This window comes from Streptomyces sp., from assembly GCF_031181555.1.
GTDB classification, from domain to species: Bacteria; Actinomycetota; Actinomycetes; order Streptomycetales; family Streptomycetaceae; genus Streptomyces; species Streptomyces fimbriatus.
In genome coordinates, this window is sequence record NZ_JAPSKQ010000067.1 from 8,135 (window position 1) to 24,617 (window position 16,483).

A 16,483-nucleotide genomic window follows, 5' to 3' on the forward strand; every position below is an offset into this window, starting at 1 on the left:
GGTCGCGGGGGGTCCTGCCGGTCGGGGGTGCGGACGGCCCGCGCGGAGGGCGCGTCGCCCCTCCCGCGGCTCGAGGAGGTGGCTGCGGCGGGGGCCGGAGGGGACACGGAGGGCCCGCTCGGGGCGGGGTCGGGCACGGGCCGGCCGCCGGGGACGGCCGCCGGGTGCTCCGGTGCCGTGCGCGGGTCGGCGATCATCAGGATGACGTCCGCCACCGGTGTGCGGGGGCCCTCGGCGGGGCGGCAGAGGTAGAGCGGGGTGTTCACCGGGCGGAACTTGTTCTTGAAGCGGAAGTTGCCGCTGCCGAAGATCCCGGCCTCGTCCAGTTCCCGCAGTGCGCGCTCGGCCTCCGGGTCGGCGTGGGAGTGGTCGCCCAGCCGGACCCCGAAGCTCGCGCCGAAGCTGAACACCTCCGCGCCCTCGGACGCGAGCTGCTCGATGATGCGCACCAGGGCGAACTCCAGTCCGCCCCTCGGCATGTCGGGCGGATAGAACTCGACGTCGAGCAGATAGCCGTTCTCCGCCGGGATACGGGTGACGACGACCGCGTTCACCAGGGCGTCGTCGACGGTGGTGAGGAAGACCCGGTGGTTCTCGCCGAGACGGCCGTCCAGGAGCTCCCGGCGCACCCTCCACACGTACGGGTTGGTCATCTCCTTCCCGCGCGTCCACGCGTCCACCAGGTCGGCGAGCCGCGCGTCCAGGGCGGGGTCGGAGCCGGAGACGTACTCGGTGGTCCGGCACTCGCCCGAGCGGGCGAAGCGCTGCACCATGTTGCGCAGTCGGCTCTTCGCCGACCCCGCCAGGTCGAACCGTCCGATGTCCTCCAGGCGCTGCAGGGCCCCGAACGGGGTGGCCGTGACCCGGTGGCCGCCCGCCTCCGTCAGCGGGAGGAGGGAGAGGAAGTTGGGGCGCAGGCCCTCCCCCACCGCGTGTTCCACGAACTCCCCGGCCAGCTCGGCGAAGTGGTCGTCGGGGCCGACGTAGCTCCAGGCCAGCAGGTCGTCACCGGACCTGGAGAAGATGAGGTAGCCGCGCCGTCCGGCGCCGAGGAAGGCAAGGGGTGCGATGTCGCGGCCGGCCAGACCGGTCTCGCGGCCGTACCGGCCGAGCAGCCGGTCCAGCAGTGCGGCCGTCTCCGCGTCACCGGGGTCGCTGCGCGGCACGATCAGCGGCCTGCCGTCCTGCTCGGTGTGTGTCCGGGGTTCGCCCCGGTCGGTGCCCGCCCCGGAAGAGGTCCGTCGTGCCGCGGACGTGGCCGCGAGGGAGGAGACCGCCTGCTCGCCGTACCGTTCGGCCAGGAAGGCGTGGAGCTCGGCCGGAGTCGGGTGGTCGAACAGCAGTGTCTTGCGCAGGGCCCCGAGACGGCTCTCCAGCGCGCTGATCGCCCGGAGCATGTCGAACGAGGTCAGACCGGCGTCGGTGAAGCTGACGTGCGGGTCGAGACGGCGGCCCAGGACGCTCTCCAGCAGGGCGAGGGGGCCGGTGGGGGCCGCGTCCCGGGGGTCGGGCGCGCCGGCCGCTGCCGGCCGGCGGGAGCCGGTCCCGACCGCCGCGGCTCCGGTCACGGGAGCCTGCGGAGCCGTCCGTGTTCCGGCGACCAGACGGGCGAGCAGTTCCACCGTGTCGTGTTCGTACAGGTCGGCGGCTGACAGCTCGGTGCCGTACTCCACGTTCAGGGCACGGGCCAGATCCATCCGGAAGACGGAGTCCAGGCCGAGGTCGCCGAAGGGCCGCTCCGGGTCTATCTCCTCGGCGGGCATGCCGAGGATGTCCCCGAGGCGTGACCGCACCACGTCCGCGACCTCGCCGGGCACGCGGCCTGCGGACGGTTCGGCCTCCGCGACGGCCGGGGCCGCATCCGGGGCGACGACCGGAGCGACGACCGGGGCGGGCGCGGGAGCCGGCCGGGACGTCGCGTCCGCCGTCACCGGCTGCTCGGTCTGCGTCGCGGTCGCGGCGGTACGGCGGACGGGCGCCAGCCGGACGGGGGCGCGGCGAGGCGGGGACGTGGTCACGGGCTGCTCCACGGTGGGTGTCGACAAAACGGTGGGCCAGTGGCGCGTGGTGCTCATCGGGAAACTCGGGAGGCGCAGCCGCCTCGGCCGCTCGTCCCGCACGGGCGGCAAGGGCGCGGCGCCCGTGACCCAGGCGGCCGCCAGCGCGTCCGCGCCCGGGCCCTGGTCCCCGGCCCGCGCGTCCGTGTTCCGCGGTGCGTCGGACGGCCCGGTCGAAGAGGGCGCGGCCGGTGGCCGGCGGGTGGCGGTGCCCCGGTGGATTCCGGTGCCGGGCCGGCCGTCGGCGGCGGCCCGCAGGGCGGCGACCAGCTCGGTGCGGGTCGCGGCCACCACCGCGAGGCGTTCGCGCAGTTCGGCGCGTGCGGTGCGCAGGGTCAGCGCCACGTCCCGGAGGTCGAGGTCCGGTCGGTCCCGCAGCGCGTCGGCGAGCCGTCCCGCGTAGGCCCGCAGGGCGTGCCCGGACGGCGCGGAGAGGGGGTAGAGCGTCCGTTCGCCGTGCGCTGCGGCCGGTGGACGCGGCGGATCGGGCTGCGGCACCCGCTGCTCCAGGACGACGTGCGCGTTGGTGCCGCCGAACCCGAAGGAGCTCACGCCCGCGCGTCGCACGGGGCGGCCGTCCCGCGCCCGGACCACCGGCCACTCCCCGTGCTCGGTGACCAGCCGGAACGGCGAGCCCTCGAGTCTCAGGTAGGGGTTGGGGTCCTTCAGGTGCAGCAGCGCGGGCAGTTCGCCGTGCTCCATGGCGAGCAGGACCTTCAGCACGCCCGCGATGCCCGCCGCGGCCTCCAGGTGGCCGATGGCGGTCTTGACGGAGCCGATTCCGGTGACCGGTTCCGTCGGCATCGCGAGCCCGCGCTCGGCGTACAGGGTGCCGAAGGCCTGCTTCAGGCCCTCGATCTCCACGGGATCACCGAGCCGGGTGCCCGTGCCGTGGGCCTCGATGTAGCCGATCGTGTCCGGTTCGACGTCCGCCTCACGGTGCGCGCGGACCACCACCTCGGCCTGTGCCCGCGGACTGGGTGCCGTCAGGGAGGCGGTGCGCCCCGTGTGGTTCACGGCGCTGCCCCTGACGACGGCGTAGACGTGGTCGCCGTCGGCCAGGGCCCGGCTCAGCGGCTTCAGCAGCAGCGCCCCGGCCCCCTCGCCTCGTACGTAACCGTCGGCGCCCGCGTCGAACGTCCTGCACCGTCCCTCGGCGCTCAGCATGCCCGCCTGTGCGAAGGCGACGAAGACCGCGGGGCTGAGCGTCACGTTGACCCCGCCGACGAGAGCCGCGTCGCACTCTCCCGCCCGCATCGCGCGCACCGCCCGGTGCAGCGCGACCAGCGCGCTGGAGCAGGCGGTGTCCACGGCCTCGCTGGGACCGCGCAGGTCCAGCAGGTGGGAGACCCGGTTGGCGACGACGGCGTGGGCGACACCCGTGGCCATGTGGGCCTCGGTCGGCACGCCGTGCGCGGTGAGCAGTTCGTCGTAGTCGGAGGTCGCCACGCCCACGAACACGCCCGTGCTGGTCCCCGCCAGGTCGTCGGGGCGCCGGCCGGCGTCCTCGAGGGCCCGCCACACGACCTGGAGGAACAGGCGCTGCTGCGGGTCCATGAGCGCGGCCTCGCGGGGCGATATCCCGAACAGGCCGGCGTCGAAGGCGGCGATGTCGTCCAGGAACCCGGCCCGTACGTCGCGGGTGCGCGGATCGGCGAGCAGGTCGAAGCGGTCCTCGGGGACCGAGGTGACCAGGTCGTCGCCGGCGGCCAGGTGCGCCCAGAAGGCGTCCAGGTCCGGTGAGCCGGGGAATGTGCCGGCCATGCCCACGACCGCGATCCCGTCCTCCGGGTCCGGCACGGACAAAGGCCGGTCCGGCAGGGACGCAGGCTGCTCGGGCGGAACCGGCAGGGACGGAGCCGGCGCGGACGGGCCCGCGGGCGGGTCCTCGGCGGTGGGTCCGGCGTCGTGGGGTCGCGGGGGGTCCTGCTCGGCGCGGTGGTCGTCGGCCGGACCGCGGTCGTCGGGCGCGCCGCGGTCGTCGGGCGCGCCGGGATCCTCGGGCGTTTCCGCAGCGGGTCCGGCGGCCGCGGCCGGGCGCGGTGCGGCCGCGGGCAGGTGGGCCTCGTTCAGGTACGCGGCGAAACGCGCCAGCGTGCTGTGCTCGAACAGCGCGGTGGGCAGCAGGTCCAGCCCGTAGCGCTCGTTGACCCGGTTGATCAGCTCCGTCAGGGAGATGGAGTCGAAGCCCAGGTCCATCAGGTCGGCCTCGTCGTCCACCTCCTCGGGGTCGACGAGCAGGAAGCCGGCTGCCAGGAACCGGAGTTCGCGCAGCACCTCGCCGGTGTCCGCCGTCTCGCCCGGCGTCGCCGCGGACGGTCCGGACGGTGGTGCGGGGCGGCCGGAGGCGGCGGGCTGGTACACGACGACGCGGGTGGCCGTCCCGGTGAGGGCGCGGACGAAGGCCCGTTCGCCGCGGTCCGGTGCGAGCGGTGCGATGCCCCAGCGACGCTCCATCAGGTGCAGCGTGGCCGCGTCGACCGTCATGCCGCCGTCCTGCCACAGCGGCCAGCCGATGGACACGGTGCGGCCCCGGCACCCGCCACGGGCGCGCCGGGCCTCCCGCGCCTCGGCGAACTCGTCGAGGAAGGCGTTGGCGTAGGCGTAGTCGGCCTGCCCGGGGTTGCCCATCTCGGCGGTGGCGGAGGAGAAGCAGACGAAGAAGTCGAGCGGCTCCGCACGCGTCAGCTCGTCGAGCAGGACGGTTCCGTACACCTTGGGGCCGAGCACCTCGGCGGCCTCGGCGGCCGTCTTGCGGACCGCGCGCGTGTCCCGGGTGGTGCCGGCGGCGTGCAGCACGCCGTGCAGCGGACCGAGGTCCGTGCGGATGCGGGACACCAGCCGGGCGACATCGGCGGCGTCCGACATGTCGGCGGGCAGGTAGACGGCGCGGGTGCCGCCCGTGTTCAGCTCCTCGATCCGGGCCCGCGGCCCGGGACCGAGCGGTGAGCGCCCGGTCAGGACGAGCGTGACGGGGCCGCGTGCGGCGAGCAGTCGCGCGAAGCGCAGTCCCAGCGTTCCGGCGCCACCGGTGATGAGGTAGGTGCCGCCGGGACGCACCGGGAGGTCGTCGGCGAGGACGGCTCCGTCGGGGGTGAACTCCTCCAGGGCGCGCTCCTGGCGGACGCCGTCGGCGTAGCGCACGTGCGTGACGTCCTGGCGGCCGTCGCCGGCGCGGAGTTCCGCGACGAGGAGCTCGGCGAGCGTGGCGGGGTCCGTGCCCGGGGGGTGGGCGAGCGTGGTGCCCGTGCAGCCGCTGTGCTCCAGGGCCAGGGTGCGCAGCGTCCCGGCGGTCGCGGCGTGGTGGGGCCTCACGTCACCGGAGTCCCAGGGGTGGGCGACGAGGAGGTGCAGCGGAGCGGCGGCGTCGCGGGCGAGGAGCGCGGCGGCGGGCCACAGCACGGCGCCGAACCCTTCGGCGACGCACGCGTCGAGGGTGTCCGGGGTGAGGGGCGTGTCGGGGCAGATACGCAGCAGGCAGTCCGGGCGGACGTCCCGGGACGCGAGCTCCTCGATCAGGTGCCGGTACTGCGCCGGGCCGTCCGGCGGCAGCGTGTACCGGCCGTCCTCACCGCGGGTGACGGGGCCGGCGGTGGAACGCAGCAGCGCCGTCTCGTGGCGGATCGCGTGCCGGTCCAGTTCCCGTTCGACCGCCTCGGCCACCGTCTCGTCGGGCGCGAGCACCAGCACCGTGCGCGGGGTGCGGACGGCCGCACCGCGTTCGGCGGGGGCCCAGCAGGGGCGCAGATACCGGCAGCCGTCGTCGGCGGGCCGGTCGCGGTCCGGCCGGGCGGGGGCGACGGCAGTGGTGAACCCGTCGAGGGCGAGCAGTTCCCGGCCGTCGTCGTCGATCAGGCGCAGATCGAAGCGGTGGCCCCGGGGGACGGTTCCGGCTTCCCGGACGTGCGCCCAGCACGCCTCGGGCAGCGGGGCGATCTGCCGTACGCGCTCCACCCGGGCGGGAACCTCCAGACGGCCGTCCGGCACCAGGGCGGCGGTGGCCTGGAACGCGCCGTCGACGAGTGCCGTGTGCAGGGGCCGGGCCGGCTGTCCGGCGGGCAGCCGCAGCCGGGCGAGGCATTCGCCCCGGCCGGTGGCCAGTTCGGTGACGACGGCGAGTCCGGGGCCGTGGCGCAGGCCCGCGCCGGCGAGTGTCCGGTAGAACGCGTCGACGTCCTGCGGGTGCGGGCACCGGGCGCGCAGTTCGGCCGGTGACACCTCGCGGTCCGTGGCGTCGTCCGAACCGGGTGCGCCGCCGGTGCCGAACTCTCCCTCGGCGTAGACCGGTTCGGTGCCGTCGGGCCCGGTGACGCGGAACCGGCCGCCGTCGCCGGCCGCGTCGATCCGCACCGTCAGCCGGTCGGGGCCGGCGGAGTCGAGCGCCACGGGCCGGTGCCACCGCAGGTCGCGCAGTTCGCCCCGGACCGTGCCGAGCGCCGTCCACACGGCCTCCAGGACGGCCGCTCCGGGCAGGAGGCGGCGGCCTGCCACGACGTGGTCGCGCAGGTGGGCCTCGCCGGCGTCGAGCGGGACGGTCACCGCCCCCGGTGCGGCGGGCGGCCGGGGCGCGTCCGTGCGCAGCCAGTGGCGCCGGCGCCGGAAGACGGAGGTGGGGAAGGGGGCGCGGCGCGGCCACGGGCGCGGCCAGAGTGCGGCCCAGTCGACGGGGATGCCGCGCACCCAGAGCCGGGCGAGTTTGGCGAGGTCGCCCCGCTCCACCAGCCGGGCGACGAACGCGGCGCCGTCGTCGCCGTCGAACAGTTCCTCCGCCTCGCCGCGCGCGCGGACCTGTCCCGCCCGGACCTCCGGGTGCTCCTCGCCGCGGGCGAACGCGGACAGCGCGGCGGCCAGCTGGGAACGGTCCGCGGCGACCACGGCGAGCCGCGCCTCCATGTGCCTGCGGCCGAGCTGGCTGGTGGCGGCGAGCTCCCGCAGGGTGGCGCGGCAGGCGTCCGCGTCGGCGATGTGGGCGGCGACGCGTCCCGCGTAGACACGCAGCGCGTCGTCGTCCCGGGCGGACAGCACGAAGAGCTGCCGCGAGCCGTCGGGTTCGCGGGCCGCCTCGGGGCGCGGGGCGGCGGGGTCGTACTCCTCCACGACGACATGGGCGTTGGCGCCGCCCGCGCCGAAGGAGCTGACGCCGGCGCGGCGGGGGTGGCCGTCCGGCGCCGTCCACGGCTCGGACCGCCGTATGGGCCGGAACGGCGACCGGTCGAAGTCGATCTTCGGGTTGGGGTTCTCCAGGTGGATGCTCGGGACCAGGGTGCGGTGCCGCAGCTGGAGCAGGACCTTGGTGAGGCCGGCGATGCCCGCCGCGGCCTCCAGGTGGCCGATGTTGGCCTTCACCGACCCGATGACCCGGCGCCCGGCACCGGTCGTGCCGGTGTCGGTGCCGGGCGCTGCGGCGCCGAAGGCGCGGACGAGTCCTGCCACCTCGACCGGGTCGCCCAGTTCGGTGCCGGTGCCGTGCGCCTCCAGGTAGCCGACCGTGGCCGGGTCGATGCCGGAACGGCGCAGGGCCTCGGTGACGACGGTCGCCTGGGCGTGCGGGTTCGGCACGGTGTATCCGCTGGTCTTGCCGCCGGCGTTGACCGCGCTGCCCTTGATCACCGCCCAGATGTCGTCGCCGTCGGCGACGGCGGCGGCCAGTGGTTTGAGCAGCACGGCGCCGACGCCCTCTCCGGGGACGTAGCCGTCGGCCCGCTCGTCGAAGACCTTGCAGGCGCCGTCGGCCGACAGCATGTTCAGCGCGGACAGGGACACGTGGTGCGAGGGGTGCAGTACCAGGTTGACCCCGCCGGCGACGGCCATCCGGCACTCGCCGCGGCGCAGGCTCTCGCAGGCGAGGTGCACCGCGGTCAGGGACGAGGAGCAGGCGGAGTCGACGGCGAAGCTGGGGCCCTGGAAGTCGAAGAAGTACGACACCCGGTTGGCCACCGACCAGTACGCGGAGTGCGCGCCGGACAGCCGCCCCTGCGGCCACTGGGTGGCGCCGAGTTCCCCGTACGTGCCGTACATCAGGCCCACGAAGACGCCGGTGGCGGGCTCGTGGGTGTGCTCGCCCAGGTATCCGGCCTCCTCCAGCAGGTTCCAGCTGGTCTCCAGGAAGAGCCGCTCCTGAGGGTCGATGTCGTCGGCGTCGCGCGGCAGGATGCCGAAGAAGCCCGCGTCGAAGCGGTCGACGTCCTGAAGGAAACCGCCCCAGCGGCTGGGGGTGCGTTGCGGCGTCCCCCGTCGCGGGTCGTAGTACGGCCGCCAGTCCCAGCGGTCGGGCGGGATCTCGGTGACGCTGTTCTCGCCGCGCAGCAGGTTGCGCCAGTAGGCGTCCAGGTCGGGTGCGCCGGGGTAGCGCCCGCTGACACCGATCACCGCGATGTCGCCCCCCTGGGGGGACCCGGGCGGGACGGCGGCCGCGGGGGCGCCGGGCGCGGGCAGGGCGGATGCGGAGGCGGCGTCCGCGCCGCCGGGGGCGGGCGGGGCGGGTGCGGCCGCGGGCTCGGCGGGCACGGGCTCGGCGGGTTCCGGCAGGGCCGCCGCGAGCGGGGCCGCGTACTCCGTGCGCAGGCACTCGGCCAGCCGTTCGATGGTGGGCTGCTCGAACAGCAGCGTGGCGGGGAGCGGCCCCAGGTCCTCCTCGAAGCGCCGGATGATGGTGAGGCTGATCAGGGAGTCGACACCGAAGTTCTCGAAGGTGACCCGGTCGCCGAGGTCGTCCGGGTGGTACTTGAGCACTTCCGCGAAGACCAGCTTGACGTAGCGGCGGACCGAGTCGGCCGACGGTGACGGCAGCGGGCTCCGGGCGGGTGCCGGAGTGGGTGCGGGCGGCGGCGGTTCGGTGGCGGGCGGCCGGGGAGCGGATCCGCCGAGCCGGGCGAGTCCGGCGGCGTCCGCCGTGACGATCAGGGCCTGCGGCAGCCGCGCGGCGAGGACGCGTTCGAGCGCGGCCAGGGCCTGGTCCGGATCCAGCAGGCCGTGCCCGAGGGCGGTCAGCCGCGCGGTGCGCCGCGCGTCGCCCGCGGCCATCCCCTCGCCGCCCCACAGGCCGAGGTCGATCACCGCGGCGGGGGCCTGCCCGGTGGCACGCAGCCGCAGCGCGAAGGCGTCCTCGAAGTGGGTGGCCGCCGCGTAGTTGGCCTGTCCGGGGGTGTCGGTGAAGGCCGCGGCGGACGACAGGAACAGCAGGAAGTCCAGGGGCTCCCCGCTCACCGCCCGCCACAGCGCCTCCGCTCCGGCGGTCTTGGCGTCGAAGGCGGCGCGGAAGGTGTCCTCGTCCAGGCCGGCCAGAGTGCGGTCGGCGAGGACCCCGGCGGCGTGGAAGACGCCGTTGAGCGGTCCGAACTCCGCGCGTGCCCGTTCCACCGCGTCGCGCAGCGCGTCGGCGTCGGTGACGTCGGCGCTGACGTAGCGGACGCTGCCGCCCAGCGCGGTGACGGCGGACATCCTCCGGGAGATCTCCTCGTCGAGCGGGCGGCGGCCCACCCACACCAGGCGGGCACCGACCGTGCGGGCGAGGTGCCGGCTGAGCGCCGTGCCGATGCCGCCCGCGCCGCCGACGACGAGGTAGACGCCGCCGGCACGGAAGGGGCGGGCGGGGGCATCGGGCAGCTCCGCCGGCGCGATGCGCCGGACCAGCCGCCGGGTGCCGCGCAGCGCGGTGACGGGTTCGCGGTCCGCGGCACCGCTCTCGGCGTACAGCAGCCGCGCGGCCTGCTCCGGTTCGAGCGGCCCGGCACCGAGGTCGACGCACCGCACCGACCAGTCCGGGTATTCGGCGCCGTACGTGCGGGCCAGGCCCAGCAGGGCGGCGCCGGAGGGGTGGGGTGCCTCCTCCGCGCCGACCGCCACGGCACCGTCGAGGGCCACCAGGAGCCGTCCGCGGCGGGCGCGCGCCGGGCCGGTCAGCGCGGTGAGCAGCCGGAGGGTGTCGAGCGCCGGCCGCTGCGCGGAAGGGCCCGTGTCACCGGCGCCGGCGGGCTCGCCGCGGAAACCGAGGACGTGGACGAGGTCGTAGGTCCCCGCGGCCGCGGCGGTCGCGGCGGGTTCGCCCAGTTCCGCGACGGTCGTCCGCTGCGAGCCGTGCAGTGCGGCGAGCCGCCGGGCCGTTTCGCCGGCCGCCGCGGTGTGGGCGATCAGGACCCGGCCGTCGGCGTCCTGCCGCACGGGCCCGGAGTCCGGCCGTGCCCCTGCCCGGGGGGCGTCCTGCCACAGGGGCTCGTACACCAGTGGGCCCTTGGGCGCGGTCAGCGGCCGCAGCGTCAGCCCGGTGACCCGGGCGAGAACCTGTCCGTCGGTGTCGACGACCCGGAGGGTGACGGTGCGCGGCCCGGTGCGCACGGCGTGGGCGCGGGCGGCCCGGTCCATGGGGGCGAGGACGTCCACGGCCTCGGCGCTGAAGGGCACCAGGAGGGCGTCGCGGTCGGCCTCGTCCGCCGGCAGGACGGAGGCCAGCTGCAGCGCTCCGTCCAGCAGGGCGGGATGCACGGCGGCGTCCCCGTCCCGGGTCGGCGGAGACAGCGTGGCCAGGGCCTCGTCCGCGCCGTACACGATGTCGTCCAGGACCCGGAAGGCGGGGCCGTAGGCGAGTCCGGAGGCTGCGAAGTCGTCGTAGAACGCGTCGGTGTCGCGGTGGTGCGGGCAGCGGGCGGCGGCCTCGGCGAGCGGGAGGTGCTCGGCCTCCGGGCGTGCCGTGGCCAGACGTCCGTCGGCGTACGTCTCCGTGCCGTCGGCCAGGGCGAAGGAGCCGTCGTCCGCGAGCCGCAGCCGGGCTCGCGCGGTGGTCCGGCCGGGTTCGGCGGTCAGGGGCCGCAGCCAGCGCAGGTCCTCACAGCGCAGCGGCAGCTCGTGTCCGGCGCCGAGCGCGGCGCGTACGGCCGCGGCAGGGGTGGCGGTGGCGGGCAGCGTGGGGGTTCCGGCGACGACGTGGTCGGTGAGCAGCCAGTCGGCGTCGAGCGGGTCGCAGGACCCGTCCGGGTGTCCGGCCGGGCGTGCGCGGCCCTCCGTGCCGGCCCCGGCGGAGGGGCTGGGGCCGCCCGCCCCGCTCCCGCCGTCCGAGGAGGCCGGTGCTCCCGCCCAGTACCGCGACTCGGTGAACGGGTAGGTCGGCAGGGGGACCCGGCGTGCTCCGCTCCCCGCGAACAGCGACTCCCAGTCCGGGTCGGCACCGCGTACGTAGGCCGCGGCCGTGCTCGTGTCGTCCTCGGGCGCCGTCAGCCAGTACGCCCCCGCGTCCGGGGAGCCGTCCAGCAGGCGCCTGATGCCCTCGCCCAGCGCGGTGACGGTGCCGGCGGTCAGCGCGGCGCGCACCGGGAGATGCCGGCGTCCCACGGCGAGGGTGAAGGCGATGTCCCTCGCGCTCGCCCCGCCCCGGGCGCTTCCGGGGGCGGAGAAGGCGACGGTGGCGAGGTCCTCCAGCCGGCGCCTCAGCTCGGCCTCCGTACGGGCGGACACCGGGAAGGTGAAGGCGCCGGTGCCCGAGCTCTCCCGCAACGGCCGCGGTGCGACGGGTGGTGCTTCCGTCACCACCAGGTGGCAGTTGGTGCCGCTGAAGCCGAAGCCGCTGACGGCGGCCGCGCGCACGCCCGAGGGTCCGGGCAGCCAGTCCACGGCCTCGGTGCGCACCCGGAAGGGACTGCCGTCCAGGTCGATCCGGGGATTGGGCTCCCCGAAGCCGGCGGCGGGCGGCTGGGTGCGGTGCCGCAGCGCCAGCAGGACCTTGAGCAGGGAGGCGATCCCGGCCGCCATGGTGGTGTGGCCCACGTTGGCCTTCACCGATCCCAGACCGCAGTAGCCGGTCCGGTCGGTGCCCCGGCGGAACGCGTCGGTGAGCGCCTTGACCTCGATGGGGTCCCCGAGCGGGGTTCCGGTGCCGTGCGCCTCGACGTAGCCGATGTCGTCGAAGGTCAGCCCGGCACGCCGGTGCACCGAGGCGATGAGCTCGGTCTGGGAGCGGGCGTTCGGCGCGGTGATGCCGTTCGTGCGGCCGTCGCCGTTCACTCCGCCGGCGCGGATCACCCCGTGCACGGTGTCGCCGTCGGCCAGGGCGCGGTCGAGGCGCTTGAGCACGACCGCGCCCACGCCCTCGCCGAGCACCGTGCCGTCGGCCGGCGCGGCGAACGGCGCGCAGACGCCGGTCGGCGACAGCATGCCCACCTGGCCGCACCGCACGTGCAGTTCGGGGGTGAGCATCAGCGCCACTCCCCCGGCGAGGGCCATGTCGCACTCCCCCGCGCGGATCGACTGGCAGGCCAGGTGAACGGCGACCAGTGAGGAGGAGCAGGCGGTGTCGACGGCGAGGGTGGGGCCCGTCAGGTCGAGGAGGTAGGCGATACGGGCGGCGAGGATGGACGGGGCGTTGCCCAGGAACGCGTATCCGGTGTCCCGCTGTCCCCGCTCGGCCAGCAGCCGGCCGTAGTCACCGGCGCCGCTGCCGACGAAGACCCCGCAGGTGCCGGTGGCGGTCGTGCGCGGCGCTCCGTAGCCGGCGTGTTCGAGGGCGTTCCACGCCTCGCGCAGGAAGAGGCGCTGCTGCGGGTCCATCGCCTCGGCCTCCAGCGGGGAGATGCCGAAGAACGCGGCGTCGAACGCGTCGACGTCGTCGAGCAGGGCAGCCCACCGGCTGCAGGTCGTGCCGGGCACCGTCGGGTCCGGGTCGTAGCACTGTGCGGCGTCCCAGCGTTCGGCGGGGATCTCGGTGATCCCGCAGCGCCCCGCGAGCAGGTTCTCCCAGTACGCGTCGAGCGTGGGAGCGCCCGGGAAGCGTCCGGCCATCCCGATGACCGCGATGTCGGTGTCCCGGTGGGGAGCCGGCACACCCGCGGCCGTGGCGCCGCTCGCCGGCGTCGCTGCGCCGGCGTCCCGACGATGCTCCGTCCGGCCCGGGTCGTGGGTGGGCCGCCCCGGCCGGGCGGACTCCGCCGCGGTACGCGTCTCCGCGTCCGGGGCCGGCTCCGTTCCTCCGGTGGCCACGCCGGGCGGCTGTTGCCGCGCGTCGTCGTCGGCCTTCGCGGCGTGAACGGCTCGGGGGTCCGCACCGGGGCGCGTGTCGTGGGTGGGGCCGAGCGTCAGCACGTGGTCGGTGAGGCGCTCCACCGTCGGGTGGTCGTAGACGGTCACGGAGTCCAGCTCCACGCCGAAGCGTCCACCGATCTCCTGGCGGACCACCTCCGCCGCGATCGAGTCGACGCCGAGGTCGCTGAACGGCTCGGTGAGGTCGATCTCCTCCGGAGAGACCCGCAGTTCGGCGCAGAGCGCCTCCACGATCGCCTGCCGCACCACGGCACGGTCCACGGTGGGCCGCCCGGCCGGCGCGGGCTGCGCGGCTCCGGCCGGGTCCACCGGCCCCGCGCCGTGTGCCGCGGGCGCGGCAGACGGGCCCGTCTCGGCGACCACGGGTTCCACCTCGTCCTCCGTCCTCTCGTCCGCTGCCGGCCGCTCGCCGGCCGCCGTCCGGTCCTCCGCCGTTTCCTCGGGCCCCGCGCTTCCCCCGGCCTCCGCGCTCTCCGCGCTCGCCGCGACCTCAGCCGCCTCCTCACCGGCCGTCCTCCCGTCCTGCGTGCGCCTTCTGGCCCACTCGCCGGGCCAGTGACGCTCCAGGGCGAAGGGGTAGTTGGGCAGCAGCGGGACCTTGCGCAGGCCGTCGGCCTCCGTGGGCAGCCCGCGGGCGGCCCAGTAGCCGGCCGTGTCCGCGAGGGCGGACCGGTCCGGGCCCTCCCCCGCGACCCACTCGGCGGCCGTCCGGGCGAGGCCCTCCAGGCCCGCCTGCTCCGGGGCGATGCCCGCGTAGGTCCAGAAGTCCCCGTCGGCCGGGGGCTTGCCCGTCGCGTAGCGGTGCAGCGCGGACCGCAGGCCCGCCAGGTCCCCGGTGATCACGGCCAGCCGTACGGCCATGGCGGTGCGGCCGGTGCGGGAGGTGTGGGCCAGGTCGGCGAGCGAGGGCCGCGGAGCGTCGTCGTCGGTGCCGATGAGGGCGTCCAGGTGGTCCACCCATCGGCCGGCGTACGCGCGCAGCGCCGTCTCGTCCCGGGCGGAGAGCACGAACAGCTGCTCTCCCGGTGGCGCGGCCGGCGCCTCGGGACGGGCGGGTCCCTCCGCCAGCACCAGGTGGACGTTGCTGCCGCCCGCCCCGAAGGAGCTGACGCCGGAGGTCCTGGGGGCGCCGTCGGCACGCGGCGGCCAGGGGGCGGCCTCGCGCTGGACCCGCACGGGCGCGTGCTCGAAGTCGATGTGCGGGTTGGTCTCGTCCGCGTGCAGCGTCGGTGCCAGGCGCCGGTGGTGGAGCTGGAGGAGCACCTTGGTCACCGCGGCGATCCCGGCGGCGCTCTCCAGGTGCCCGATCGCGGACTTCACCGACCCGATCGCACACCGGTGCGCCCCGGCTCCGGCGAACGCCTGCCGCAGTCCCTCGACCTCGATCGGGTCGCCCAGCGAGGTGCCGGTCCCGTGCGCCTCCAGGTAGTCGATCCGCTCCGGCCCCACACCCGCGTCGCGCAGCGCGGCCCGCACGGCCCGCGCCTGTCCGGCGGGGCTCGGCACGGTGAAGCCGCTGGTGCGCCCGGTGTGGTTGACGGCGCTGCCCCTGATGACCGCGTACACGTGGTCGCCGTCCCGCAGGGCCTGCCGCAGCGGCTTGAGCAGGACCGCGCCGACGCCCTCGCCGGGGACGTATCCGGTGCCGCCCCGGCCGAAGGCCCGGCAGCGCCCGTCGTCGGAGAGGAACCGGCCCTGCGCGAGCTGAAGGTACTTCTGCGGGTGGACGATGAGGTTGACCCCGCCGGCCAGCGCCGCCTCGCACTCGCCCGCGCGGATGCTGCGTACGGCCAGGTGGAGCGCGGTGAGGGACGACGAGCAGGCGGTGTCCAGGGCCATGCTGGGTCCGCGCAGGTCGAAGGTGTACGAGACCCGGTTGGCCACGGCCGAGTGCGCCGCCATCGGGGCGACGCCGTCGTCGGCGGAGTCGACCAGCTGGTAGTGGTTCCACATCACGCCGACGAACACGCCCACGGCGCGTCCGGCGAGCGTGCCGGGCGGATGGCCGGCGTCCTCCAGCGTGTGCCAGGCGGTCATCAGGAACAGCCGCTCCTGCGGATCCATCCGTTCGGCGTCCCGCCGTGAGATCCCGAAGAAGTCGCGGTCGAACCGGTCGTAGGCGTCGACGAAGCCGCCCCACCGCCCGTAGGTGCGGCCGGGCGTGCCGCGCTCGGCCGCGTAGTAGGTGTCATGCGGCCAGCGCTGCGGGGGGATCTCGGTGATGCAGTCCCGGCCGCGGACGAGGTTGCGCCACAGCTCGTTCACGTCGGTCGCCTGCGGGTACCGCCCGGCGACTCCCACGATGGCGATGTCGTCGGGAGCGGGACCGTCCGCGGGGCCGCCGTCCCGGCCGTCGTCGCCGACCCGGGCGGTCGCCGGGGTCGCCTGCGGGGCTCCGGCGCCGTGAGCGGGCATCGGCCCGGAGGCGTCCTCGTCGCGCGGATCGCCGCCCGCGGCGGGCAGCAGCCGCTCCACGCGGCCGGCGTCGCCGTGGAGCACCGTCGTGACGACGGCGGCGCCCGTCCCGACGTCGGTGAGGACGCGCAGGGCCTCGTCGGTGGACAGGGGGGCGAGCCCGGTCGCGGAGCGGGTCCGCGCCAGGGCCCGCGCGTCCACGCGCATCCCGCCCTCGGCCCAGTAGGGCCAGGCCACGGCGAGGGTGCGGCCGGGCCTGTCGGTGCGGGCGGCGCGCAGTCGCGCGAACTGTTCCTGCCAGGCGTTGGCGTAGGCGTAGTCGCTCTGCCCGGGGTTGGCGACGGCCGCCGACAGGGACGAGAAGAGCACGAAGAGGTCGAGGTCGTCCCCGGCCGTGGCCGCGTCCAGCCGGACGGTACCGGTGGTCTTGGCCGCCAGTACGGCCTCCGCGTCACCGGGCTCCTTGCGGAAGTACGCGGCGTCCCGCACCGTACCGGCGCAGTGGAACACGCCGGTCAGGGCGCCGAAGCGGCGGCGGGCCCCGGCCAGGGCGGCGGTCAGTTCCCCTTCGTCGGTGATGTCGGCCCGCAGGTGCAGAACCTCGGCTCCGTGGGCTTTCCACTCGGCGAACCGTGCGGCGGTCTCCGGCGGGAGGGCGCTCCTGCCGAGGAGCACCAGCTTCGCCGCCCACGCACGGGCGAGGAACTCGGCGAGTCGCAGGCCGATTCCGCCGGTGCCGCCCGCGACGACGTACGTTCCGCCGCGCCTGAGCGGCAGGCCGCCCGGTCCGCGGACGTACGGGGCGTAGGCGCGGCGGGCCCAGCCGCTGCCGGGGACGCAGCGCAGCTCGTCCGGGACGGCGGCGGGTCCGGCGGGGTCGGGTCCGGCGCTGTCGGGCCCGGTCAGCCGGGCCAGGGCCGAGGCGACGGCGTCCGTGTCGGCGGGGTCCGCGTCGACCTCGACGCGGAGGCAGCGCAGCACCGGCG

1 protein-coding gene is annotated in these 16,483 nt (G+C 76.2%); it reads right to left on the reverse strand.

Going from position 1 to position 16,483, the window contains the following annotated elements; all coding sequences use genetic code 11:
* A partial coding sequence (locus RIM90_RS15980; RefSeq protein ID WP_309061384.1) for an SDR family NAD(P)-dependent oxidoreductase occupies positions 1 to 16,483 on the reverse strand: 16,483 nt, incomplete at both ends.